This window comes from Flavobacterium sp. CF136 (assembly GCF_000282055.1).
Classification (GTDB): Bacteria; Bacteroidota; Bacteroidia; order Flavobacteriales; family Flavobacteriaceae; genus Flavobacterium.
Map to the genome: position 1 here is coordinate 1 of NZ_AKJZ01000034.1, position 24954 is coordinate 24954.

The window sequence follows — 24954 nt, forward strand, 5'->3', positions numbered from 1 at the left end:
TTTTGATGATAATTTTTCGTCAGTTCGAGTGATTTTCGATAGAAAATCGTATCGAGAACAAGAAAAATTTCATTAAAAACAGTTCTCGATACACGTCACTTCGAGTGCGAAGCGTATCGAGAAGTTTGTTCCGTTTTACTACATAAAAAACACTCGAACTGACGTTTTTTAATAATTTTACCTAAAGAATTAATAATCAGTAAAATAATAATAACTTTTATTTTTCATAACTAATAAAAAAAGATGTTTTACAAAACTATTTTACTGATATTTTTATTGAGCATTCTGAATGCAAACGCTCAGCAAACAGACAGCATTGCTAAAATTGACACTACCGCTAACCGTTTAAAATTCAACTATAAACAATTAATCATTCCAGGTGTGTTAATTGTTTATGGAGTAATTGGTCTTGAAAGTGACCAACTGTTAAGTTTCAATTCACAAATTAAAGAAGAGGTAACTGAAGACATTGATCAAAAAATTACCATTGATGATTTCTCTCAATACTCCCCTGCCGCTTCGGTGTATGCGTTAAATGCTTTCGGTATAAAAGGTAAAAACAATTTCAGGGATCGTTCCGTCATATTTGCGACTTCATATGTCATTATGGCGACAACAGTCTTAAGTTTAAAATCAATTGTAAAAGAAGAGCGCCCTGATGGAAGTAATAACAACTCTTTTCCATCAGGGCATACTGCAACTGCTTTTGCCGGAGCTGAATTTTTATGGCAGGAATACAAAGATAAATCGATTTGGTATGGAATTGCAGGTTATGCAGTAGCAACAGGAACAGGACTTTTCAGAATTTATAACAACCGCCACTGGTTAACAGATGTAACTGCCGGAGCCGGAATTGGTATTTTGAGTACTAAACTGGCCTATTGGATGAATCCATATATAACAAAAAAGATATTTAAATCTTCCGAAACTAACTCAACATCTATGATTATGCCTTTCTACAACGGCCAGCAATATGGTTTGTCTTTTGTAAAAGTATTTTAGTTTAGGGGTTGTGCAAAACATCTTATACTTTCATAAATAAATCATTGTCATCCTGAGCCATTCGACTTCGAAAGGGCTTCGGCTAAGTTTATCCTGAGCGAAGTCGAATGGACTCTGCCTGACACCTATTTTTGAATTCACTCAACGGATTTATCTATTACAAATAAAAATAAATCAATACTCAGGAGTAAACTGGTTTTCTAATAATTTTTCCCTGAACGCCGATTTAAAAGTATAAGCAAATGTAACCATCAAAGCACGCGTATCTGATTTTGAAGTCCTATTGTTTGTAAAATTGTAAGTGTTGTTTATATAGCCGCTTTTTAATGTATTAAATATATCGGTAACAACTAAACCTAAACGTGCATTTCCGGAACCCAATTTTTGCTGAAACCCCATATCAATATTATAAATAGCTATTCTTTCTCCTTGCGGAGTTGCCAATGCCGAATTATAATTTCCAATTATTTGAATTTTTCCTCCTAACCATGGCACAAAATTATTTATGATTTTTCCGTACCAGTTAAAGGCTTTGCTTGCCACATCATCAGCTACATTTGATCCGTCTATATTTTGTTGAAAAGCGGTTAAACTAATATTTGCATCATAAAAACCGTTTGCCTTAAGACTAAAAATAGATTCTAATCCATAAGTGATAGTTTTCCCAAAATTCTTTGGTGATAATAATACAGAGCCATCATCCTGAAGTTCTGAATATTGTTTGATTGTATTTGCTGCATTTCTATAAAAAGCATTCATAGAAAAAGAATATTTAGACCATTCTTTATTATAATTTGCCTCTGCGATATTGATTATTTCAGGTTTTAAATAGGGATTCCCACTATGAGGGTTCAATGCATCAGTAATATCTGTAAATGGATTCAGCTGACCTAATTGGGGGCGATTAATACGCTTGCTATAGGCGAATTTAATAAATTCATCTGTTTTCAAATTATATTGTACAGAAGCTGAAGGAAACAATTTCAGATAATTATTTGAAAAACTATCACCATTCTTTTGGATTTTTCCATCATTTGAAACTTGTTCTGCACGAGCGCCCAAATTATACTTCCATTTTGAAACTTCAGCATTGCCAATAACAGAATTAAACATTCCATAAACAGCATTTATTTGTTCATGAAATTTAAAAATATTGCTCGATGCCGGATTAACAATATATTCACCATTACTATTATCTGCACTTTCAAAATCAGAATTAAAAAACCGAAAAGTTCCTTTGTATCCCATTTCAATAATTGATTTTTCAAAGACCGGAAAAGCATAATCAAAAATAGCATTTGACACATTTCCATTTTCATAATTGTGTGTTCTTTGTAAAAAAACATCACCAATCCGGGCATTACTTTCATTATAATTATAAGTATCAATATCTGTATTTTCGTGGTCCCTATTAAGAGATGAAGTGATACTCGCAGTCAGGTTTTTTCTTTCATCTGAAAATTTTCGATCATAATTAAGTGTAAATTCTGCCACTTTTGAACGTTCCAGTTCCAGAGAATGTCTGGTATTGTTTGAAAAAAAGCTATTATTTTCTCTTTTTACCAAAGTTTTTAACGTCTCGTCATTATTCTGACCTTCCATATTTCCTATAGCCTCAAAAGAAAAATTATTTTTTTCGTTGGGTGAGAAATCAATATTGAATTTTAGGTTCTGTAACTGCTCCGTTCGCTCATCATTCCTGTTTTGTTCGATATTATGTTCATCTTCAATAAAATAATTGGTCCTGCTTCCTTTTATTTCTTTAGTTCTCCCTGCAAAACGGTTATCGTAGCTCAAACCAAAATTCCATTTATCAGTTTTATGATTCAAAAGTGCCGAACTATTAAACCTGCCTTTAGCTCCAAAACCACCGCCCAGTGCTACAGCTCCGTTAATACCGCTTTGATTGTTTTTTTTAAGCTTAATATTAATGATACCGCTTTCAGCATTGGCATCATATTTTGCAGTAGGATTATTGACTACTTCAATGCTTTCAATACTTGTTGCCGCAATTTGATCCATATTTGTAATAGTCGAATTTTTTCCATTAATCAGGATTAAAGGCATTTTTCCCCTCATAGAAATTCCTCCATCAGCATCTACTACGATCGTTGGAATACTTTTCAGCATATCAATTGCAGTTCCGCCAGTTTGAGAAATATTAGAACCTGCATTAAAAATAAATCCTTCAGTAGTTTTTTGAATAAGTTTTTTTTGTGATGTAACCAAGACATTATTCAATAAATTAGTGTCACTATGCAAAACAATCGTACCTAATGAAACAGAGTTATTTGACTCAGAAATGTTTACTTTTTGATATGTTGTTTTATAACCAATTAAGTTAAACTGTAATTCATAATTCCCGTCAATTATTGATTCCATTGTGAAATTCCCCAAGCTATCAGTTACTTTATGATTTACCTCTTTTGTTGAATCGTCTATATTTTTCAAAATAACATCAACATATCCTAAAGGTGTTTTTTCATCTGAAATTGTTCCCTTTATTGTCCCGGTTTTTTGGCAAAAAGATATCTGGCTTATAGTTGATAATAGAAGAACTAAAGCTATTTTCTGTATGGTAATTTTCATAATACAAATATATTTATATCAATAAATTGCCTTATGCAAACCACCTTAAGATATTATTAAATTAGTCTTAGAGGCTGTTAAGCTGTTTTTTTAGCAAAATCAAGTTCAGTTCAATATTTTGCTTAAAACAAAAATCCCGATTACTTAATGTAATCGGGATTTTAAAAAAACTGTAAAATTTTATTTTAGAAGGTACAACAATCTAATCATTTTGATTCTGCATTCCAAAAAGGTTTCCTTTTTTATACAATTTTGTATCTTGTTTTAAAGCTTTACTGTTACGTTTAGTCAATTCTGGAGCATCTAAATCACTCAAATCAGGTTTACCCGCATTTACCCAGGCTGTATACCAAAAACTTGACGTTGCGGTGATTGCTTTTTTCATTTGATTTTCAACCATTCCGTTAAGTTCGGTGTGCAGTTTTGCAGCATATTCATCTGAGAATTTAGCCGAATTGTATTTATTTTTAACAATTTTCCCTTCTGCATCAACTACAAATACTTGATTTTCCGGAGTTGACGTTCTTAATTTTTTATCAACCGCCAATAAAGGTTCTACTAAACTGTGTGTATCTCTAATCATGTCCCAGATTGCTTTATGAACATCTTCATAATAATGTGCTTCCGGTACGTTTAATTTATAATTTTTAGCAAATAACTCCGGCAGCCTGCTTTCCCAAAGTGAATGAATTCCTTTTTGATCGCTCAATTGTCCGTCATGATTTGCAGAAGTATGCAACGGCATATGTGCATCACCAATATAATGACCTAAATCTGCAGCCAGAAATAAAATTTCTGCCCTGTTTTTATCTTTGAAAGCCTTAGTTAATTTTATCATCATATCTTCGATATACCATGGTAAAATTCCGTTATCGTTCAGGAATTTGGAATCATATTTTTTGGTTGTTTCCTCAAGTGTTTTTGGCAGACTGTCAATTGACCCGAAGTTTTCCAGATCGATATAATGTCTTGGGTTCTCGTCTTTGTATTTTAAAGCATATTTACGAATGTCCGGAACAGAAGCTTCCTGAGTAATAAAATCAATATGATTATAAAAAAATACTTGTAGTGGTTGAGGTAAAGCCATAACTGCAGCTTTATTTATGCGTTCGTGACCAACGATTCCCCATGATAATGTCAAAAATCCAATTCCTAATGCAAAAAAAGCAATTAGTTTTGGCTTGATTTTAAAGTTTTTCATTTGAAGTTTTTGTTTGAAGTACAAATTTATTTCATTTAAGGATAATTCAAAAGAATACTAATTAATATTGTGTTAATTTAATTTTTTTGATTTTTAAAACCATATGAGTGACATGTTCATATTAAAAGTTTCTTTGTAAATTCGTCTCGTTTTACTTTAAATTTTAATATATGCGCCTGATTCAATCTGTTATTTTTTGCCTGATATTCATTTCTGTTTCTACAGCACAAGATGATATTGTGCAATTGAAAAATGTTAGTGATACCATTTTAAATTCCAAAAGGACATTGAAAATACCTGAACCGTTGGATGGAGTAAAAACAATGCAGAAATTATTCCCCGGAAAACTATACAAGATGTCTCATAACAATACTTTTATGAGCTGGAAATGCAAAAACTGTAAACCTGTTGCCTATACTGATGTTAATGGTGTTGAAGGGGATCAGCTATTTCCATATACAGAAGGTGTTGCTACCAGACTTGATACTACAATTAATTATACAGATTCTAAAGGAAATCAATTCAAAATGCTGGTTTTTAATCATTCCGTTTATGATGCGGATGGTTCACAAACTGGACGTTTTAGCGGAGGTCTTTTAGGATTAGCCAAATTTTCAAAAACTGGAAATGTATGGGAAATGAAGTCTTATCAACCCGCAATTGCCGCCTTTGGTGCTTTCGCAAATGTACCTGCTTTGAAACTTGTAGCGATTGGAGAAGATCAATATGCTTTCACTTTGATACATGCCAATGGAGGTGCAGGCGGGCCTTATACTGCTTTCCTATACCTTATTGTTGGTTTTGATGGAAAATATCAGCCTTTAATGGAAGTGGGAGATTACAGACTGTCTAATAATGCTGAAGGAAATACAGAATGGTCGAGTACCTACACAGTTGTGAATGATGGCAAGAAAAAGTTTTTCAGGGATTTTGCCGTTACAACAACTGGGTTCTATAAAAAAGCCAAAGGCACAGAAGATGATTATGAAGTAGATGTACCAAAGGAAGTAAGCGAAATGGCTAAAACAAAAAAACAATTTAATTTTATAATTGAGAAACGAATTTCATTTAATGGAAAACAGTATAACATTACAGGCAAACCTGTTGTGAAATTTTCGAATGTAAAATAACAAATGATTAGCCCAAATAAAGTATTGAAGCCAAACCCAAAACAGCAATAAAAATCCAAAGGAAAATACCCTGCAACAAAGGCTTCACTCCTACTGATTTTAAAGTATTCACATTTAAAGTCGCTCCGATAAGAAACAAAGTTATCGTCAGACCAATTTTAGCAATACCAACTATATGCGGAGCAATAATGGCAGTTGCAGGCACATAAGTATTAAGAAGCATTGCCAAAATAAACAATCCGATAAAGTAAGGAATTTTGATTTTACTATTTTTATTTTTGAATAAAATGGCTGTAAAAATTGAAATTGGGATAATCCATAACGCTCTGGCTAATTTTACGGTTGTTGCAATCTGCAAAGCTTCTGCACCATATTTATTGGCTGCACCGACAACTGAACTGGTGTCGTGAATAGCTATTGCACACCATAGACCAAATTCTTTTTGAGATAAATCAAGTTGGTGACCGATGAACGGAAAAGCGAATAAAGCGATTGAATTTAATATAAAAATGACTCCCAAAGCAATTGATGTCTGATTCTCATTTGATTTTATAACCGGTGAAATGGCTGCAATGGCACTTCCGCCACAAATTGCGGTTCCGCATGAAATTAAATGTGATGTTTTTTTCTCGGTTTTGAACCATTTTCCTAAAAGTGTTCCGAAAATAAGTGTACTGAAAATTGAAAAAATAGTTAGCAAAAAACCTTCTTTTCCTGCTGAAACTGCGCTTGCAGCATTCATTCCGAAGCCTAATCCGACAACTGAGAACTGTAATAAAAAAGTAATTGCTTTATGATTGAATGCTAAAAACGGATTTCCAAATACATTTACTATCAGAACTCCTAACAATAAAGCAATTGGCGGAGAAATAATCGAAAACAGGCACAATAAGATTACTGCTCCAAAAATAATTTGCTGAAGAAAAAGATTAACTTCAAATAAATGAGACGCTGTATGTTGTTCTGTTTTCAAAATAAGGTAATTGATATTTACCCTACAAAGGTCTGCCCTTTATATTGAATTCGCCAATCGTAAAATACAATAGGCTATAATTTCAGGTTATAGTAAGATGAAATATTCTGAATAAATAATTCTGACAAAGAATCCGATTTCCCAAGTAAAGTAATGATATAGAAATACCTTTCAATAGATAAACCTTCAACATCCAAAACAATCAATTCGTTATTTTTAAGCTCTTTATCAACCGCATGTACTGACATGAAAGCAAAACAGTCTGAATTTAACAAATAAGATTTGATGCTTTCTGTGCTGCCTAACTGCATTTCAATTTGCAAATCGGTTAATTTTACACCAACCTGTTTTAAAGCATATTCTATAACTTCAAGTGTTCCTGATCCACGCTCCCGGGTTATGAATTTCATCAATTTTAAATCATTCAATGAAATTTCATTTTGCTTTACCAAAGGATTTCTGGTATTACAAACCAAAACCAGTTCGTCTTTTATAAACGGAACATATTTAATAGACTGATTTTTAGATTGTCCTTCTACAATTCCGATTTCTATTTCTTTATTGATTAAGGCATTTTCGATTTGCTCGGTATTTCCGTTCAGCAAATTGACTTTTATATCTTGTTGTTTTTGATGAAAGCGTGCCAAAACCGGCGAAATAATATATTGAGAAATGGTTGTACTTGCTCCTAACCTTAATAATCCCTGACGCTGATTGATAAAAGAACTCATATCAAAGTCAATTTCGCGATAGATTTCGAAGATATTTTTAGTGTGTTTCAGCAGAATCTCTCCGGCTGGCGTTAAGGCAATTTTAGAACCGTTTCGCTCAAAAAGTTTTGTTTTATAAGTTTCTTCAAGCTCCTGAATGTGTTTGGAAACCGCTGGCTGCGTAATATACAATTCTGTTGCCGCTTTAGTAAAGTTAAGGCGGAGTGCAACGGTGTAGAAAACTTTTAGCCTAAAATCCATTTGATTTTCTTGTTTGTTTTTGTTTCAAGTTTCAAGTTAAGCAAAAAACTTTGAACCTTTGTCTCTATGAACCTTTGCCACTATTAAAGCATCCCATTATACTTCCTAACAAACCATTCCGTAGTCAATAAAGCAGCAATTAAAATCAACAACCAAACCCAGTCAATTAAAGGTGTTTTGGTTGAAATATTCTTCTCGATCGATTTGTATTCCTTATTTTCTAAAAGTGTGTGAATCAAATCATCAGCCTGATCCTGAAAAAAGGCTTTTCCGTTGGTCTGCAATGCCAGTTGTTTTAACTTTTGAACATCAGGATTTACAAATTGTTTTTCGATATCAAAATCTAAAATCTCAAAATGACTTGCATACGAAGTATTTGAATTTAATTCTTTTACCGTAAAACTATATTTTCCGGCAGCTAAGCCATCCAAATTTGCCGAGAAAGAATTATTCCCTTTCAATAAATCGTAGTTTTTAGTTTGCTTCGTTGCAGCATTTGTAACCGTAATTGTTAATCTGGCTTTTTCATCAAACTCATAGTTTTTATTGAAATACTGTGCGTTGATTACAATTGCTTCTCCTGAATTATAAAAACTTTCGTGCGTTACGACTAATGACTTTCTTGAAGTCGTTGATGCCAAATACTGAATAATCTTATCTATAAAAACATCATATTTTTCAAATGACTGATTATCAATATGACTTTGCAAACGCCATTTCCAGCTGTTTTCTCCTAAAAGAAAAGCAGTTCGCTTGCCTTGATTTTCGGCAAAAGCCAATAAAGGTGCGTTTGTTGAAACATTTCTGATTTTAGACGAAAGTAAAACCGATACACTTCCCTTAGTTGTAATTGTTCCGAATAGATTCTGCAATGGAGGAAAATTTTCAAAACCAATATTATCAATAGCAAACAAATTAAACTGAGATTGAAATTCGGATAAATAATCTTCTTTTTGATTACTCATTTGAAATGCCAGACTATTTTGTTGCTGGTTCAGAAAATTGAAATCGGTGTTGGTTCCGGTAATAATAAAAGTGTTTGTACCTGCTAATTTGTTGTTGTCAAAAATAGGTTTAAAAGCGCTATTTGGCTGATATAAAACCAAAACTGAACAATCCTGCAGTAGATTCAGTTCATTAGGTTTTGCTAAAATCACTTTGCGTTGTGCATTCGTTTCAATCGAACGTTTCAATGCTGCAATATCAGGGTGATTTATAGACGAAACTATGGCAATTGTCGATTTTTGATCAATTATTTCAACCGCAAAATTCTTAATATTATTATAGCTGTTTTTTTCTTTTATGCCAGAAGAAACAGTCGCCTTAAAAACTTGCAAACCTACTTTATCAGCAGGTAAAAGTAAATTTAAGGTTGCTGTTTTTTTAGCAGGTGAAAAAGAAACTTTTTCTCTCGCAACGACGCTGTTTCCCTGTGAAATTGTAAAATCAGCATTTATATTTTTATCTCCGGCATATTGCAGAAAAACTTCTACCGGAAATTTATTTTTATGAAAAGCGTATTTATTTACGTTAAGCTGATTGATTTTTAAATCCAGGAAAGTGGTTGTATCTCCCACAACCAAAGGATAAACTTTATTGACAGGATCAAAACGATAAACATAATCGTTTCCTGTAGTCTGATTTCCGTCCGTAATAATAACTGTTGGGAAGATCAAATTTTTATTGATGCTTTTTAAATTTTTCGCAACTTCATCTAAATTAGTCTGCTTTCCTTTAAAATCAAACTTATCAGAAGGTTTAAAATCAATATCAAACTGATAGGACTGAATTTCAAATTTCTCCTGAAGTGCAGGGTTTGATATCAGTTTCTGATATAATTCAGTTGCCTTTTTATCTGATTTTAAAGCTGTAATTGAGCTCGAATTATCAACTGCAATTGCCAAAGGTGTTTTGGTAACTTCAAGTGAATTTTTGGTAATAACCGGATTAATCAATAACAGTAACAACCCAAAAATGGCCAGAAAACGTAAAAAAGCCAAAAGAAAAATCACATTGGATTTACTTTTGGCTTTGAAAAAATATTGAAAATACGACAAACCACCAGCTATTACTAAAGAAAGTAATAATAATAGAATCGTGTTTGTAGTCATATATATTAGTGTTCAGTAATCAGTTTTAAGTGATCAGAATTAAAAATCAATTATAGTAAGACGTGTCCAATATTATAAAACCAGTTAAAAAACTGAATACTAAAAACTGTACACTTAAAACTTCTAAGTAAGCATTCCTCCACAAACATTTAAAACCTGTCCGGTAACATAAGCACTCAAATCTGAAGCAAGGAAAAGACATGCATTGGCTACATCTTCAGTAGTTCCGCCACGTTTCAACGGAATTCCGTCTCTCCAGCCTTTCACTACATCTTCAGGTAATTTTGCAGTCATTTCAGTTTCAATAAATCCCGGAGCGATTGCGTTACAACGAATGTTACGTGATCCTAATTCTAATGCTACCGATTTTGTAAAACCAATTGCACCAGCTTTAGAAGCAGCGTAGTTAGTTTGCCCTGCATTTCCGGAAACCCCTACTACAGAACTAATATTGATGATTGAACCGGCACGTTGTTTCAGAAAAGTCTTTTGAATCGCTTTTGTCATATTAAAAACAGATTTCAAGTTAACATCAATTACCTGATCAAAATCAGCTTCAGACATACGCATCAACAAGTTGTCTTTTGTAATTCCGGCATTGTTAATCAAAATATCCACTGTTCCGAAATCAGCCAAAACTGCATCAACAAAAGCCTGTGCTTCATTAAAATCAGCCGCATTCGACTGGTAACCTTTTGCCTTAATTCCTAAACCGTTCAATTCAGCTTCTAATGCCTGAGCTGATTCTACAGATGAGCTGTATGTAAAAGCTACATTTGCGCCATGTTTAGCAAAAACTTCGGCAATTCCTTTTCCAATTCCACGACTGGCGCCTGTAATAATGGCAACTTTTCCTTCTAATAATTTCATATTCAAAAATTAATTTTTTTTATTTTTAGCTATTGTCTTTTTAATGATTATAACGTCACAAAAAGGTTCATTCAGGGGCTATGAATGAGTTGTCAAATATATGATAATTCCCTTTTTAAAAAAATAACAATTGTAATAACCTTAACAATTGAATTTAATTTTTATATCACATTTGAAAAAATAAGGAAAAGCAGCTCAAATTGAGCTGCCTTTTAAAATAAAACTAATGAACCTAAAATTAAGAATATTGATTGGAATACTATCTAAATATGTTTTTGGTGTGTTAAAAAATAGAAAATTACCAATACCGCTGCCATAATCAGCATTCTGTAGATTGATTGACGAAATATAAGTTTATCTTCCTTCCTCTGTTTTATAAGGTTAAAAACCATTATTGGAATGATTGCTATTATGGAGAGATACAGAAAATACCTTACATACTCTCTATAAAATTCAGAGATAACTATGAGTATTGGCCCCATAAGAAGAAAATAATATTTACTGGTGTAATATACTTTTTTATCATAGTCTTTAAAATTGTTCTCCTCTTTCAACAATATTTTTCAACATAAATCGAATCATAGCTGTTTTTATTGTATTAAAAAAAGCAGCTCAAAATGAGCTGCTTTTCCATGTTAAAATCTTTATAATTGATAAGTTGTTATTCTAAAATTAGAAGATGCACTTGTAATAGTCCAAATTGTATTTGAATAAGTTATTTTGAAACTTTCTTTCTTAATATACAATCCTGAAGCATTCATAAATTCATCATCAATACCTTTTAGGAATGCTGGAGCAGGTATATATGCAGTACCATTATCCCAAGAGTCATGATGTAAAATAAGTGTTTTATTTACCGCATCTTCACTTGTCGTAAAATTATGATAAACACTTGGTTTTCCTCCACTAAAGCGATATTCAATATAGTTTCCGAAAGCAGAATTGAAATAAATTTGTACCCTGCTGATTTTTTGGTTTGCCGGCAATGTAGCATTAGCCTGATCTAACAAGTTTTTACAATATTGTGAAGTTGTCGGAGCTGTATATAAATTTGCGGCAATATAACTCAGTACCATTTGAGGTTGCCCATCCAACAATGTTTTATAATCATCAGTAAGAATTAATGGTTTATTAGTGTACTTTATAGTTACTGTTACTCCTCCTGTTCCTGTGGCTGTAAAACTACCATCAGCATCATTATATACAAAATCCTTTAAACTTTGATTACCAACTACAATAGCAGGGCTTATTACAATACCTGTTGGTGTATATCCAACTCCCATAGTGATAACTTCTCCAGAATCATCTATAGCATTAGAAGTTGCTAATCTCGTTATTGGTGAAAAGGAAAAATCATATTTTTTTATTGTTGTTCCATTATTAATTTCCAACAATCTAAATAACGGTCTGGCTGCTCCTCCTATTACATTTTTCTCGGTTATAAAATTTTTCGATAAATCGACCCAATCCTGAGCAGTCGCTTTTACAAAACGAACTTCTCTGACCAATCTGTTACTTTTAAAAAGAATATCTCCATTTTCCTGTCCGTAATATAAAAACTGAAAATCACCCAAATATCCTTTTCCTCTTAGGGCAGCAGTTGGATAATTGTCTGAATCTGATAAAAGGTGTATTCTGTTAAATGTATCAAACACCAAACTGACTGTGCTCCCTAATGCAATACTATAATCGCTTTCATAAATTGCTGTATCTGAATCAAAATCTGATGCCATCTGTACTTTTCCACCATCTGAAAATTTAAACAAATGTGTATATCCGCCTAATTGGGTGTCATCTGTAAAGTAAACAGCTTTCCATCCAAATTCTGAAGAAAGTAAGGCATTATTTAATTCCGTCTTTTGCTCATTTATACGATCAGCAGGAGTTTTATCAAATATTTGTTCTGCGTCTGTATTATTTGTACAAGCACTCAGAAGTATTGCTGAAAAAGCAACCATCAGGTACTTAAATATATTTTTTGGTTTCATAATATTAATAGTTTAAATTATATACTGACGAGCTTAATTATTTACTACAATGGTTGTATTTTTCTCAGCTTCATCTCTTAAAGCATAGAAATCAATATTAAAAGCGTCTTTATAATATTGAACTACCATAGCTTCTTTCTGTTGCAGCTTTGCTTTTCCAATTGGATTAGTAATACTGTTAAGAATAGCCGCATATTCTGCTTTTGAACTTGTTAATATTGTTGAAGCAGTTTCTGCAAAATCTTCAATAATATTATTTCTGGCATAATTAGTCACAAAACCTAAATTTCTGGAATTCTGAAGCACTTCTAAATGCCAGGTTCCCGTATAATCACCAGGGCTAATTTTCTGCCAGGCCTGTTCATCAAAAGGTTTATTTTGATTTAAAATATGTACATATTCATGTTGAATAGTATGAATAAACTCGGTAACGTTGGCGCGATTGTTTGTATCTAAATAATCAACTTCAAAAAGTGTAATTCTTTGTCCGGAATCTGCAATACCTAAAGTTCTGGTTCCATTTGAGTTAGAGTTTACTCCTCCAACCAAAACGATTTCTCTTGGGGCAATTTTTTTTACAAAATCATATCCTCCAACTGTAGTATAACTATCCAGCCATATTTGCTTAACAACTTCTAATGCAGGTTGTACACTTTCAACCATCGGCGGAAACAAAAACCTGCTGTTGTCAACAGTATTCTGATTCCATCTGTATTGTGCATTAATATTATACGGATTTAGATAATTTGTTGCTATCCAATTATCCAAAGCTGTTTTTTCCGGTTGTGTATAATCCAACTGACTTTCACCAAGCTGATCATCATTTGCACAAGCTGCAAAAGTTAAAATCCCTGCAACAAAAAGTAGTGTTCTATATTGTTTTAATATTTTCATAGTTCTAAAAATTTAATTAAATTTTATCGAGGATTTTTTTCTATACCGTAATTTGATGCGCTAAGAGGTATCTGTAATGCTCTGCGTCTATCGTCTTTAACCAAGACATTAGCTGCTTCACCGAAAGTGACATGATTTACAACAATATTAAAACGCTTTACATCAAACCATCTTAATCCTTCATGTACAAAATCCCTCCTTCTTGCTTCTGTAATAGCTTTTACGTATGAAGTCTGCAACGGTGTCATAGTATAATATGGTGTAAGTTCATCCGCAATTACAGGATATTTAGCAACTACGCCGGCTTCTGTTAACTTATCAGTTGCAGAATTATATCCTGTTGTTCTTGTACCTAAAAAGTATTCTAATTCAGTATTGGCTTCCGCAATTCTGTCTTTCATAACAAGAGCCTCAATACGATTTAAATAAAACTCATCATTAGATAAGAGCACAATTCCGGCATAAGCTTCACCAATATTTGCTGTTAGATTTGTATATTTAAAATATTCTTCAAACTTAGGTGTAAAGAGTGTTCTGCTGCTATTGTAAGTATAAAAATCAAATAACCATGTTTTGTTGAAAGGGTTCGTTTGAACTCTGAAAAGTTCCGTTTGTTTATCATCTGAAAGATAAAAATTACTGGAACTGGCTGATCTTCCTATAAGTGAATTTGGTGAAGCGATTAACAAATTTGCTGCATATGAAGACTTTCCATATTCAATAAATTGAATATCCGGGGCCAGACTTGACAGAGTTGCATAATCTTTTAATTTGCCAACTGGCTTAGAACCTAACCCTTCTGAAACTTCAAGCACTTTATCCCAATCCCCTTTTACTAAATAAAAACGGCTGGCAAATGCTTTAGCAGCTTCTTTATTAAAGTGAAATTTAGGTTCTTTATAATTATTGGTTATATAACTCAAGCCTTCTTCCAAATCTTTTTGAATAAAATCGAAAACTTCTTTTACAGTATTCCTTTTATAATTTTTCAACAATACAGTTTCAGGTTCAGTAATATAAGGTACTCCTAAATCTGTAGCTGCAGTATCCGGGTTGTAACGATTTGACCAAAATGAAACCAGCATAAAATGAGAATAGGCCCTTGCCAATAATGCTTCTCCTTTTTGAGGATTTAAACTCGCCGGATTGCCTAGTTCGTTAATTGAGACTAAAGCCTGATTAGCATGGGCAATCGCTCTGTAACAAGCATCCCAATAATAAGCCTGAGTATCAATATTGGTTTCATCATGCATTTCCCAATTATAACTTTGTTCATTTTTTAAAGTCACTGATCCCACTTCACCATCGCCAACATTATCTGACATTGTTTCAGCAAAATCCATATAAGATGCTCCGGGATATGCATTAACCAATAACTCTGATATTTTTTCAGGCGTATCTATTTGGGTTCTGTTATCCGGTATTTCCGAAAGAAAATCATCACAACTACTAACAGAAATAAGTAGTAATAAAAATAGGGTTCTCTTTATATTTTTTATATTTTTCATAATCAACTATATTAAAATGAAAGGTTTATAGAAAAACTGTACTGTGATGTAACTGGAAAGGCAACACCACCTGTATTACGGAACTCAGGATCCTGACCGTTTAATTTCTTATCAGAATAAATCAACCAGGGATTTACCGCTGAACCTTTTAATGTAAATGTACTTACTCCTAATTTTCTTTTAAAATCATTTGGAAATTCCCAACTAAGAGAAACATTTTTCAGTCTTATAAAATCTCCATCTGCAATTCTTACATCTGAATAGTTATAGGTATTATAGGCACGTCCTAATGTATTGGCTCCTTGATAATTTGTTAGCAATCTTTTATCCGCAATAACAGGAACATTGGTAAACTCCTCATCACCGGGGTTTATCCAACGATTAGTAAAATCTTTTGTAAATACTGTTAAATCATCATATTGGCTGCTGTAAGCCGGATTTAAACGGACTTTATTCCCTCCGGATCCAACAAAAAACACATATAATGACCAATTTTTATAAGTAAAAGTATTCGCTAAACCTATCGATTTGTTTGGTTCAATAGATCCTTCATATTTTAAATATTTAGTAACATTTTCAGTATCCTGAAAATTTGCACCGGTTACTTTATCATCTTCACCATCCTGCATAATAAAAGTTGGCAGACCCTGGTTATTCAAACCTGTAAATTGATAGGAATAAATTGAATTTCTTGGATGCCCAATAGCGTTTCCTCCGTTTCCATCAACTAAGTCAAATGCTGAAGGCTGATTTTCCAATTTTGTAATTTTCTGATCGTAAACGGAGAAATTAAGGGTTGTAGACCATTTAAAATCATTAGATACAATGTTTTGAGTAGTAAAACCAATCTCAATACCTTTAGTTTCCATATTGGCATTATTTCCTTGTTTGATTTTTTGCCCTCCAATTCCGGAAGTCACAACATAATCAACTAAATCAAATGCTTTACGGCTATAAATGTCTGATGTAAATTGTATCCTGTTATTATACATTCCTAAATCTACACCAATGTTTGTTTCAAATTGTTTTTCCCAGGTCAGATCAGAGTTTTGTAATTGATCAATATCAATTCCTGTTTCTCTGTCTGAAATTCCTAAACGGTCCGTAATAAAACTTTTGTAAATAGCTAATGAATTTGTCGCCGGTCCAGCAGTAGCAGTAAGTCCATAAGATCCTCTTAATGCTAGATTATTTATAGATTCCAGGTTTTTCATGAACTTTTCTTCAGCAATATTCCATTTACCACTAAAAGTATAAGTTGGCAACCATCTTGAAGAACCACTGTTTCCTTGCCTGTTTGATCCATCATAGCGACCAGTAATTGACCCTGTGTAACGACGGTCATAAGTATATCCTACTTTTCCAAAGAAACCAACAGTTCTCTCTCTTTCAGCATTAAAGCCATAATATGAATTTCCTTCATTGATGATTTTTTCAATAATTCTTGGATCAGTAAAAGCCGTAAGGCCTCTGTCATACTGAAGTCCGGCTGCAGTAAAATTATCACTGTTCCTGTCTAAAGATCTCAATTCAGTACCAAACAAACCTTCCAGTTCATGTTTTTCATTAAGAGTATTTCTATAATTTACACTATTTCGTATGTTATAAGAAGTTAAGTCATTTGTAAATTTTCTTAAAAATCCTCCATTAGGCAATACAGAAATTGGTTCTGCAGTTAAATCATCCGGATCTTTGTATAAAAAGATATTAGCATTTCTAACAGTTGTATTTACACCTTCAACCCCATATTCCGTACCTGCTCTGTATGCACCTACAACATTTGAATTCTCATAGATTTTATGTTCTCTTGAAGTATTTGCATAACGTGCCGAACCTGTAAGATTATAAGTCAGATTTTTATTGATTTTATAATCTAAATCCAATTGAAAACGAATATCTTTTACTTTTATCTCCAGGACATTATTCGCCAATTCATTTATAATATTCATTGGAGCCCAGTTGTTTCTGTAATATTCTAAATTACCGGATTCATCATAAGGTCTTAATGTTCTGCTGGTATTTAAAACATAATTAAACGGGTTAATATCAAAATCTCTGGTTACATTTCCAAATACAACATCTTGCTGGCTTTCATAAGTTCCGGGAGCATTTTGATCACGCACAGAAGCTAAAGTAGATAAGGTAATGTTCAACTTGTCATTTACATAAAAAGTCCCTTTTATATTTGATGATAATTGATTAACACTGTCTGCAATTGTCCACCCCGGATCAGTATAGAATCCTAGTGATGCATAAAATGTATTATTTTTTCCTCCACCTGAAAAACTCAAAGAATGATTTTGTGTAATAGAAGGCCTAAACAGTACCTTAAACCAATCTGTATTGGCTAATTCATATTTTTTTAAAAAATTATTTCTGCTCACAGGATCATTATTTACCAAATAACTGTCTGTTTCAGGTACATAAGTATTTATGGCTTTACTTAAGATGTTGTAAACTCCGCCATATCTGCCTTGAAGAGTTGATGGCACATCAAGGAAACCTTTTTGTTCCATTTCTTTTAAAATACTCATAGATTCCTGAGAATTTAAAATATCATATTGTGAATAATTTGGAACTGTTCTCACAGTATTTTCAACAGAATAGCTCACTTTCAAAGGAGAATCCCTGCGCCCTTGTTTAGTTGTAACAACCACAACTCCATTTAATGATCTTGAACCATATATGGAAGTAGCCGAAGCATCTTTAAGAATTTCTATACTTTGAATATCATTAGAGTTTAATCCGGCTACAGCTGAACTTAATAACGTTTCTGAATTTCCTGAAGCCAAATCTGCAAAAGAAATATTGATTATATCTTCCTGAACAACACCGTCAATAACCCATAAAGGCTTTGTATCACCAAATATAGAAGAAGATCCACGAACCGTAATTTTTGGAGCAGTACCAAATGTTCCTGTAACGTTTTGTACAGTAACTCCGGCTGCTTTCCCTTCAATCATTCTGCTAATATCAACAACACCGTCTACTTTTAATTCTGATCCCGAAATTTTACTAATTGCCCCGGTAAAAGTTCTTTTGGATGTTTTTTCATAACCTGTCGTAATAACTACTTCCTTTAAATTTTGCCCTAATTCATTTAAAACAATAGTAGGTGAAGTATTTTCTATTCCTATTTCTTTGGTTTCCATACCCACATACGAAATCACCAACTGAGTACTATTCCCCGGCATTTCGATAGAAAAATTACCATCAAAATCAGTCAGGACAGCTATTTTGGTTCCCTTTGCAAGTACTGTAGCACCTGGTAAAGGGCTGCCGTTTAAGTCTGTAACTTTTCCTTTGATAATAGGTCCTACCGACAAAATTTCGAACAAGGAATTATTAGTTTCATCAGCAGTAAAACCATCTAATTTTGTGCTTTTTTGCAAAATAATTTGATTACTTACTTCAGCATAAGTAATATTGAATGGTTTCAGGATTCGATTAAGAATACTTGACAACGTTTCCTGATTAGCCTCAATACTAACTTTTTGATTTAGCTGCGGCAGTCTTGAATTGTATGAAAATTTTACATGTGCAGACTTTTCAAGTTTAGACAACGTATTGTCTAAAGTTAAATTTTCAACAGCAATAGTTACTTTTGTATCTAATTTTCTTTGTCCATTTACACTGTTTGCCATTGTAACACTTGAAAACACAAGTGCTAAGGCAAACTGAAATAGCGTTATTTTCATGATTCGATAGAGTAATCGTTGTTTAACAACTGTTTTTTTCATAATTTTGGTTTGGTTTTAATTAATACTATTCGAGTGTATTTTTAGAAACTTAATAAATGACTCTTTACAGAGAGTGATTTAATTTTTATTGAGTGTCGAATATGTTACAGCATTTCGGCACTTTTTTTTATTTTTTTTATTTTTTTACATAGGCAACCAATTGCATTTTATTAAAATTTAATTATTTATAAGACTTGATTATTTTAATTACACCCTTCAGAGGTTATTATAATTTGATTTCCATTCATTTCAAAACTGGTATCGTTGCCAATACTTTTACAAATAATTTTAAGTTTTTCTGATAATGGCTGGTCACTTAGGGAAGTTGTTAAATGACAATCTTTTAATTTGTCCTTAGGGAAATCAATATCAACCAAATATGCCTGTTCTATTGTTTTAAAAATCTGATCTACAGGGATATCCGTAAATTCAAAACTTAATTGCTCAATATTGCCAACACTGCTGGCCAATGTTTTGTCTTCTGTAATATTGGTTATTTTATTAAAACTTAAATCACTTCTTAAAAAACGCAGGGCTTCATTAGGAAGTAAGACTACTTCGGTTACTTGTTTTGAATTTCTAACCAATTCATTTGAACTTACCCTAACTTTACCGGTGCGAACAAGTATTTCAACATCTGGTTGATCCGGGTAAGCTCTTACTCGAAAACTCGTACCAACAACTTTTGTAATGATTTCGTTTGCGTAAACTAAAAAAGGTTTTTGGGGATTTTTACTAATTTCAAAGAAACCTTCTCCGGATAAATAAACCTTCCTTTCGTTTCCGGTAAAGATTTTAGGATAACTTAATTTACTATTGGGTTGTAATAAGACAGAACTGCCATCAGATAAAGTAACTATTTGTGGTTTATTTGAATTATTTGTTTGTTCAACAAGTCCTTCATTTGTACCATCAATAAGTTCATTATAAGTTAGAACAGTATGCTTTTTAATAAATTGATTATTATAAAACCAAACCGATACAAAGGCAAAAAACATAGCAGCTGCAACTCCTGCAAACCAATACTTTTTTAAGTATTTAACAGTATGATTTTTATTGGATTTATTAGCATTTTCTAAATCCATGTTGATTGTAATGCGGTATTAAGTTCGGAAGAAGAAATTACAGTATTGGGAACTTTCATCGCCAGCAATAAAAGTCTGGCATCTTCAACCAATTTAGCTCTTTGTTGATTTTCTAAAGTCCATTCTTCCCAGCCTTGTTCATCAACTTTGGACAAAATCCAGGTTTGAAATGATTCATCAGATAAGAAATCTTCAATTTCGATATAATAATTACGTTTTTGCATCTATAAATAAGGTTACAAAAACATAGAGGACAGTTTTTTTATTATATACTCACCAATTTGTGATTTTTTTTATTCTTTTTAAAATAAAATTAAAAAACACTTGAAGACAGTAATGCAATAATCGAAAAACTCCCCTTCCATTCCTTACGCAGAGTAAGTAATCCGCGGTGTAAAAGATTACTTGCCGATTGATAATTGACATCTAACATTTCGGCAATTTGTTCTACAGTCAACCCTTGATTATACCTCAAAAACAAAGCTTCTTTTTGACGTCCGGGTAAATCGTTTAATAGTTTATTGAGATACAAAACACGTTCGGCAGTAGCTTCATCATCGATAAGTTCATGTTCTACCGAAAAATCAAAAAGAAATTCAATTGAATCTGTCGTCGTAATTTTTTTAAAAATATGATCCCGTTCGTATAAACGCGTAATTCTCTTTCGTACACTGGATAATAAATAAGCCTTTACCACATTAGGTTCCTGCAAGGATTCACGATATAACCAAACATCTGCAAATACGTCCTGAACACAATCCTGAACTTTTTCAGCAAAAGGAGAAAATGAGTTTCCATAATTAATTAAATCACCATAATACTTTTCAAAAAGCAAAGAAAATGATTTTTCATCACCTGCTTTAAGCTTATTCCAAAGTTTGTGATCGTCATAAGTTTTGATTGTCAAGAGTTGGCTTTTCATAAAAATTTTGGTTTTTTATAGTCACAAATGTCATTCGATTTTTTAATCATAAGGCAAAAACGAACTATTTAAAGAATTTTATATCCTTGTAATTACTATTTCAAATGTGTCAGTGAAGATTACTATCAATTAGTTAATGCATATGAAAGTTAATTACAGCAAAAAACAATCATAATTTAACATTATATTTTGTTTTTGTGTGATAAATATATAAAACCCAAAACTCAAAAACAATTTTTTTACAAAAAAGACATCTTTACATAAAACATAAAACCTATAAAACCTCTAATTTAAGGTATCTATCTATTAACTTTTAATAAAGTCCAGGCATAAAAAAGCCCTACTAAAAAAGTAAGGCTACTAATAAAATTTTATTTTCTGTAACAACTTAGAAAGCTACATTCCATCTTGGTAATTTTGCATTTTCATCTAAGAAATTCTGTAAAACCTGTCCTTCAATTGTTGTTGGAATACCTTTTACATCAGCATTAAAAGTTTCATACCAAACCACTTCTATAGCTTCAATATTTTCTAACTTCATTTGTGCCGGCCAGGAGTATTTTCTTCCAGTTTTAGCAAATTGATGTCCATTTACAATTTTATCATATAAACCTCCATTTTTGCTTTTTAAAGTTCCATCATTCTGAACAGTTCCTGTAGAACCAACCATAATTAATTCTTTTGCATCACCTTCAACAGCATATACTACAAAAACTCCTGCACCGGATTCAGGAGCATTACAAACTTGTTCTAAACTATCTTCAACAGTAAAAGTAAAACTATTGCTTACTTTAAACTTCTTTAATTCTTTGTACATATTTTTTATTTTTAAGCTACTAAGGTTCTGAGAATCTGAGTAGCTAAGTTTTTTAATTTTATTCCATACATTTTAAAAATGTAAAAAAGTCTCAACAAAATATTGAGACTTTTTTGGAATTTGTTATTTTAAATACTGGAGATTATCCCAATACTTCTTTTACTTTTTTACCAATTTCAGCTGGTGAATCAACAACGTGAATTCCGTTGTCTCTCATAATTTGTTTTTTAGCAGCAGCTGTATCATCAGAGCCACCAACAATAGCACCTGCGTGACCCATTGTTCTACCGGCAGGAGCAGTTTCTCCGGCAATAAAACCAACAACTGGTTTACGGTTACCATCAGCTCTTACCCATTTAGCAGCATCAGCTTCTAACTGACCTCCAATTTCACCAATCATGATGATAATCTCAGTTTCCGGGTCATTCATTAATAATTCAACAGCTTCTTTAGTAGTAGTTCCAATAATTGGATCTCCACCAATTCCGATAGCTGTAGTAATTCCTAAACCTTGTTTCACAACCTGATCAGCAGCTTCATAAGTTAAAGTTCCTGATTTAGAAACGATACCAACTGTTCCTTTTTTGAAAACAAAACCTGGCATAATACCAACTTTAGCTTCTCCCGGAGTAATTACACCCGGACAGTTTGGTCCAATTAATCTTGAATTTCTTTCTTTAACATAATTATTAGCCTTAATCATATCTGCTACAGGAATTCCTTCTGTAATAGCGATAATTACTTTGATTCCGGCATCAGCAGCTTCCATAATTGCATCAGCTGCAAAAGCTGGCGGTACAAAAATGATAGAAGTATCAGCTCCGGCTTGGTCTACAGCATCTTTTACTGTGTTAAAAACCGGACGATCTAAATGGCTTGTACCTCCTTTTCCCGGAGTAACACCACCAACAACATTAGTACCGTACTCAATCATTTGAGAAGCATGGAAAGTTCCTTCGCTTCCTGTAAATCCTTGAACAATTATTTTGGAATCTTTATTAACTAAAACACTCATGATATATATTTTATGTAGTTTTTAAAATTGTGATGCAAAAGTAAGGCTTTGTAACTTATTTTCAACTTTTTTATTAGCAAAAAATATCACGAAAATTGACTCATTTGATAACCTCTGTACAATTTACCGTCTTTTATTTGCCAAATTGTAAAAAAATGAGCTAACAACATTTCTTCCCGAGGATTTTCAATCGTTTTTACAAAGTGAGAATAACGTACTGAAACCAAATCATCTTCAGCTATAATATGACTTATTCTTACTTTAGAACGCACATAAGCACGGTTTAATTCATTAGCCATACTTATTATTGAATCATAATCCATATGAATCAACCCCTTGCTGCTATTCCAATCTATTGTCACATCCGGATGCAGATAGGTTTTGAAAATTTCACTATCAATCAAGGCATCCGATTTATAAAATTTCTGAACAAATTCTTTAATAGACATATTATTTCAATTTACTTAAAATTTCAGGAATCTTTTTGATATTGGCTAATTGCTTTAACTTTTCTCTTGATTCTTCGATTGGGGTTCCGAAATAAGATTTCCCTCCTTCAATCGATTTGGTAACACCTGTTTGTCCCATAATAACAGCCTTCGTCCCTATTGTAATACCACTTGTTGTACCCACCTGACCCCAAATAGTAACTTCATCTTCTATAATAACACAACCGGCAATACCCGTTTGTGAGGCTATCAGACATTTTTTCCCTATTACAGAATCATGTCCTACGTGTACTTGATTATCAATTTTTGTTCCTTCACCAATTCTAGTATCTCCGGTAACACCTTTATCAATCGTACAAAGAGCACCGATTCCAACATTATCTTCAATTACAACTCTTCCGCCTGAAATTAACTGATCGAAACCATCCGGGCGTTTTTTGTAATAAAAAGCATCAGCTCCTAAAATTGTTCCTGCATGAATAATAACATTATCTCCAATTACTGTATGGTCGTAAATAGAAACATTTGAATGTATCAGACAATTTTTACCAATCGTAACATGATTCCCAATAAAAGAATTAGGCTGAATAACAGTTCCTTCTCCTATTTTTGCAGATGCAGCAATGGCTACATTGGCAAATTGAAAAGGTTTAAAATGCTTTGTTAAAGTATTAAAATCTCTAAAAGGGTCATCAGAGATTAAAAGTGCTTTGCCTTCCGGACAATCCACTTTTTTATTGATTAAAACAATAGTAGCTGCAGATTGCAAAGCTTTGTCATAATATTTTGGATGGTCAACAAAAACAATATCCCCAGGCTCAACAACATGTATTTCATTCATGCCTAAAACCTCAAAGTTTTTATCACCAATAAATTCGCAATTAAGCAAATTTGCAATTTCTTCTAAAGAGTGAACTTTTGGAAATTTCATATTTTTTAATTAGAAAATTTGTCAATTAGAGAATGTGTCAATTAGAGAATGTGTCAATTAGAAAAAATAAGAACTTTTAGTTTTAATTTCTGCTAGTGCATCAATTTTCTAATTGACTCATTGACAAATTATCTAATAGATAAACTACTCTTTTACACGCTCCATGTAAGAACCTGAAGCTGTATCGATTTTAATTTTATCACCTTCGTTGATGAACAAAGGAACGTTTACAGTTGCACCAGTTTCTACCGTAGCAGATTTTGTAGCATTTGTTGCTGTATTTCCTTTTACTCCCGGTTCAGCATAAGTTACCTCTAAAACGATTGAAGCCGGCATATCTACTGATAAAGGCAAATCTGTTTCTGTATTAACCTGAACCATTACATTTGTTCCTTCTTTTAATAATCCCGGAGCATCTAAAATACTTTTATTCAAAGAAATTTGCTCGAAAGTTTCAGCATTCATGAAGTGAAACTCATCCCCTTCAGCATATAAAAACTGATAAGTATGTGTTTCTACACGTACGTCCTCAATTTTGTGTCCTGCAGAAAATGTATTATCCAATACTTTCCCAGTTGTTAAACTTTTTAATTTTGTTCTTACAAAAGCTGGTCCTTTTCCTGGTTTTACGTGAAGGAATTCGATAATTTTATAAATATCGTGATTATATTTGATACATAATCCGTTTCTAATATCTGATGTAGATGCCATTTTTTTTAATTTTAGATTTTAGAATGCAGATTTTAGATTCCTAAAGA

General features: G+C 32.6%; 20 protein-coding genes. 2 read left to right on the forward strand and 18 right to left on the reverse strand.

Annotated elements, in window-relative coordinates; translation table 11 throughout:
• The first annotated feature begins 243 nt into the window (after positions 1–243).
• Positions 244–1002 (forward strand): phosphatase PAP2 family protein, encoded by a 759-nt coding sequence (locus PMI10_RS11735; protein ID WP_007808067.1) that lies wholly within the window; start codon positions 244–246, stop codon positions 1000–1002.
• A gap of 174 nt (positions 1003–1176) precedes the next feature.
• On the opposite strand, the gene PMI10_RS11740 is transcribed toward PMI10_RS11735, so the two are convergent.
• On the reverse strand, positions 1177–3591 hold the full coding sequence (locus PMI10_RS11740) for a TonB-dependent receptor domain-containing protein (protein WP_007808068.1): 2415 nt from the start codon (positions 3589–3591) through the stop codon (positions 1177–1179).
• Between the two features lie 202 nt (positions 3592–3793).
• Positions 3794–4792 (reverse strand): zinc dependent phospholipase C family protein, encoded by a 999-nt coding sequence (locus PMI10_RS11745; protein ID WP_007808069.1) that lies wholly within the window; start codon positions 4790–4792, stop codon positions 3794–3796.
• A gap of 170 nt (positions 4793–4962) precedes the next feature.
• Here PMI10_RS11745 and PMI10_RS11750 point away from each other — a divergent pair, with 170 nt between their 5' ends.
• Positions 4963–5922: a hypothetical protein gene (locus PMI10_RS11750; RefSeq protein WP_007808070.1), complete on the forward strand. Its 960-nt coding sequence runs from the start codon at positions 4963–4965 to the stop codon at positions 5920–5922.
• Positions 5923–5929: 7 nt separating this feature from the next.
• Here PMI10_RS11750 and PMI10_RS11755 read toward each other — a convergent pair whose 3' ends face one another.
• From PMI10_RS11755 to efp, 16 genes are all read right to left on the reverse strand, one after another.
• On the reverse strand, positions 5930–6895 hold the full coding sequence (locus PMI10_RS11755; protein WP_007808071.1) for a YeiH family protein: 966 nt from the start codon (positions 6893–6895) through the stop codon (positions 5930–5932).
• 74 nt (positions 6896–6969) lie between these two features.
• Entirely contained in the window at positions 6970–7866 is an 897-nt protein-coding gene (locus PMI10_RS11760; RefSeq protein WP_007808072.1) for a LysR family transcriptional regulator, read from the reverse strand.
• An 83-nt stretch (positions 7867–7949) separates the two neighbouring features.
• A complete protein-coding gene (locus tag PMI10_RS11765) occupies positions 7950–9977 on the reverse strand; it encodes a hypothetical protein (protein WP_007808074.1) in 2028 nt (675 codons plus the stop codon).
• 123 nt (positions 9978–10100) lie between these two features.
• Positions 10101–10847 (reverse strand): 3-oxoacyl-[acyl-carrier-protein] reductase, encoded by a 747-nt coding sequence (gene fabG / locus PMI10_RS11770; protein ID WP_007808076.1) that lies wholly within the window; start codon positions 10845–10847, stop codon positions 10101–10103.
• 644 nt (positions 10848–11491) lie between these two features.
• The gene (locus tag PMI10_RS11775; RefSeq protein ID WP_007808078.1) at positions 11492–12835 is read right to left on the reverse strand and encodes a DUF4302 domain-containing protein; all 1344 of its coding nucleotides are present in this window, start codon (positions 12833–12835) and stop codon (positions 11492–11494) included.
• A gap of 33 nt (positions 12836–12868) precedes the next feature.
• On the reverse strand, positions 12869–13729 hold the full coding sequence (locus PMI10_RS11780; protein WP_007808080.1) for a zinc-binding metallopeptidase: 861 nt from the start codon (positions 13727–13729) through the stop codon (positions 12869–12871).
• A gap of 23 nt (positions 13730–13752) precedes the next feature.
• Positions 13753–15237 carry a RagB/SusD family nutrient uptake outer membrane protein gene (locus PMI10_RS11785; protein WP_007808082.1) on the reverse strand — a complete coding sequence of 495 codons (1485 nt, stop codon included), beginning with the start codon at positions 15235–15237 and terminating at the stop codon, positions 13753–13755.
• 11 nt (positions 15238–15248) lie between these two features.
• Positions 15249–18977 carry a SusC/RagA family TonB-linked outer membrane protein gene (locus PMI10_RS11790; protein WP_007808084.1) on the reverse strand — a complete coding sequence of 1243 codons (3729 nt, stop codon included), beginning with the start codon at positions 18975–18977 and terminating at the stop codon, positions 15249–15251.
• 203 nt (positions 18978–19180) lie between these two features.
• Positions 19181–20062 carry a FecR family protein gene (locus tag PMI10_RS11795; RefSeq protein ID WP_007808086.1) on the reverse strand — a complete coding sequence of 294 codons (882 nt, stop codon included), beginning with the start codon at positions 20060–20062 and terminating at the stop codon, positions 19181–19183.
• Positions 20053–20286 (reverse strand): hypothetical protein, encoded by a 234-nt coding sequence (locus tag PMI10_RS22335; RefSeq protein ID WP_007808088.1) that lies wholly within the window; start codon positions 20284–20286, stop codon positions 20053–20055. Before PMI10_RS22335 ends, PMI10_RS11795 begins: the two co-directional genes overlap by 10 nt.
• Positions 20287–20375: 89 nt before the next feature.
• On the reverse strand, positions 20376–20984 hold the full coding sequence (locus tag PMI10_RS11800) for an RNA polymerase sigma factor (protein ID WP_007808090.1): 609 nt from the start codon (positions 20982–20984) through the stop codon (positions 20376–20378).
• A 388-nt stretch (positions 20985–21372) separates the two neighbouring features.
• Positions 21373–21801: a hypothetical protein gene (locus tag PMI10_RS11805; protein ID WP_007808091.1), complete on the reverse strand. Its 429-nt coding sequence runs from the start codon at positions 21799–21801 to the stop codon at positions 21373–21375.
• 142 nt (positions 21802–21943) lie between these two features.
• Positions 21944–22816 carry a succinate--CoA ligase subunit alpha gene (gene sucD, locus PMI10_RS11810; RefSeq protein WP_007808093.1) on the reverse strand — a complete coding sequence of 291 codons (873 nt, stop codon included), beginning with the start codon at positions 22814–22816 and terminating at the stop codon, positions 21944–21946.
• Positions 22817–22902: 86 nt separating this feature from the next.
• Positions 22903–23265: a nuclear transport factor 2 family protein gene (locus PMI10_RS11815; protein WP_007808095.1), complete on the reverse strand. Its 363-nt coding sequence runs from the start codon at positions 23263–23265 to the stop codon at positions 22903–22905.
• 1 nt (position 23266) lies between these two features.
• On the reverse strand, positions 23267–24196 hold the full coding sequence (locus PMI10_RS11820; protein WP_007808097.1) for a UDP-3-O-(3-hydroxymyristoyl)glucosamine N-acyltransferase: 930 nt from the start codon (positions 24194–24196) through the stop codon (positions 23267–23269).
• Between the two features lie 144 nt (positions 24197–24340).
• Positions 24341–24907: an elongation factor P gene (gene efp, locus PMI10_RS11825; RefSeq protein ID WP_007808099.1), complete on the reverse strand. Its 567-nt coding sequence runs from the start codon at positions 24905–24907 to the stop codon at positions 24341–24343.
• Positions 24908–24954: the final 47 nt, after the last annotated feature.

Coding starts and splice junctions, on each gene's coding strand:
- sucD (WP_007808093.1), bottom strand. CDS start 22,816: ATGAGTGTTTTAGTTAATAAAGATTCCAAAATAATTGTTCAAGGATTT.
- PMI10_RS11760 (WP_007808072.1), bottom strand. CDS start 7,866: ATGGATTTTAGGCTAAAAGTTTTCTACACCGTTGCACTCCGCCTTAAC.
- PMI10_RS11785 (WP_007808082.1), bottom strand. CDS start 15,237: ATGAAAAATATAAAAAATATAAAGAGAACCCTATTTTTATTACTACTT.
- PMI10_RS11820 (WP_007808097.1), bottom strand. CDS start 24,196: ATGAAATTTCCAAAAGTTCACTCTTTAGAAGAAATTGCAAATTTGCTT.
- PMI10_RS11780 (WP_007808080.1), bottom strand. CDS start 13,729: ATGAAAATATTAAAACAATATAGAACACTACTTTTTGTTGCAGGGATT.
- fabG (WP_007808076.1), bottom strand. CDS start 10,847: ATGAAATTATTAGAAGGAAAAGTTGCCATTATTACAGGCGCCAGTCGT.
- efp (WP_007808099.1), bottom strand. CDS start 24,907: ATGGCATCTACATCAGATATTAGAAACGGATTATGTATCAAATATAAT.
- PMI10_RS11790 (WP_007808084.1), bottom strand. CDS start 18,977: ATGAAAAAAACAGTTGTTAAACAACGATTACTCTATCGAATCATGAAA.
- PMI10_RS11800 (WP_007808090.1), bottom strand. CDS start 20,984: ATGAAAAGCCAACTCTTGACAATCAAAACTTATGACGATCACAAACTT.
- PMI10_RS22335 (WP_007808088.1), bottom strand. CDS start 20,286: ATGCAAAAACGTAATTATTATATCGAAATTGAAGATTTCTTATCTGAT.
- PMI10_RS11750 (WP_007808070.1), top strand. CDS start 4,963: ATGCGCCTGATTCAATCTGTTATTTTTTGCCTGATATTCATTTCTGTT.
- PMI10_RS11815 (WP_007808095.1), bottom strand. CDS start 23,265: ATGTCTATTAAAGAATTTGTTCAGAAATTTTATAAATCGGATGCCTTG.
- PMI10_RS11805 (WP_007808091.1), bottom strand. CDS start 21,801: ATGTACAAAGAATTAAAGAAGTTTAAAGTAAGCAATAGTTTTACTTTT.
- PMI10_RS11765 (WP_007808074.1), bottom strand. CDS start 9,977: ATGACTACAAACACGATTCTATTATTATTACTTTCTTTAGTAATAGCT.
- PMI10_RS11740 (WP_007808068.1), bottom strand. CDS start 3,591: ATGAAAATTACCATACAGAAAATAGCTTTAGTTCTTCTATTATCAACT.
- PMI10_RS11775 (WP_007808078.1), bottom strand. CDS start 12,835: ATGAAACCAAAAAATATATTTAAGTACCTGATGGTTGCTTTTTCAGCA.
- PMI10_RS11735 (WP_007808067.1), top strand. CDS start 244: ATGTTTTACAAAACTATTTTACTGATATTTTTATTGAGCATTCTGAAT.
- PMI10_RS11795 (WP_007808086.1), bottom strand. CDS start 20,062: ATGGATTTAGAAAATGCTAATAAATCCAATAAAAATCATACTGTTAAA.
- PMI10_RS11745 (WP_007808069.1), bottom strand. CDS start 4,792: ATGAAAAACTTTAAAATCAAGCCAAAACTAATTGCTTTTTTTGCATTA.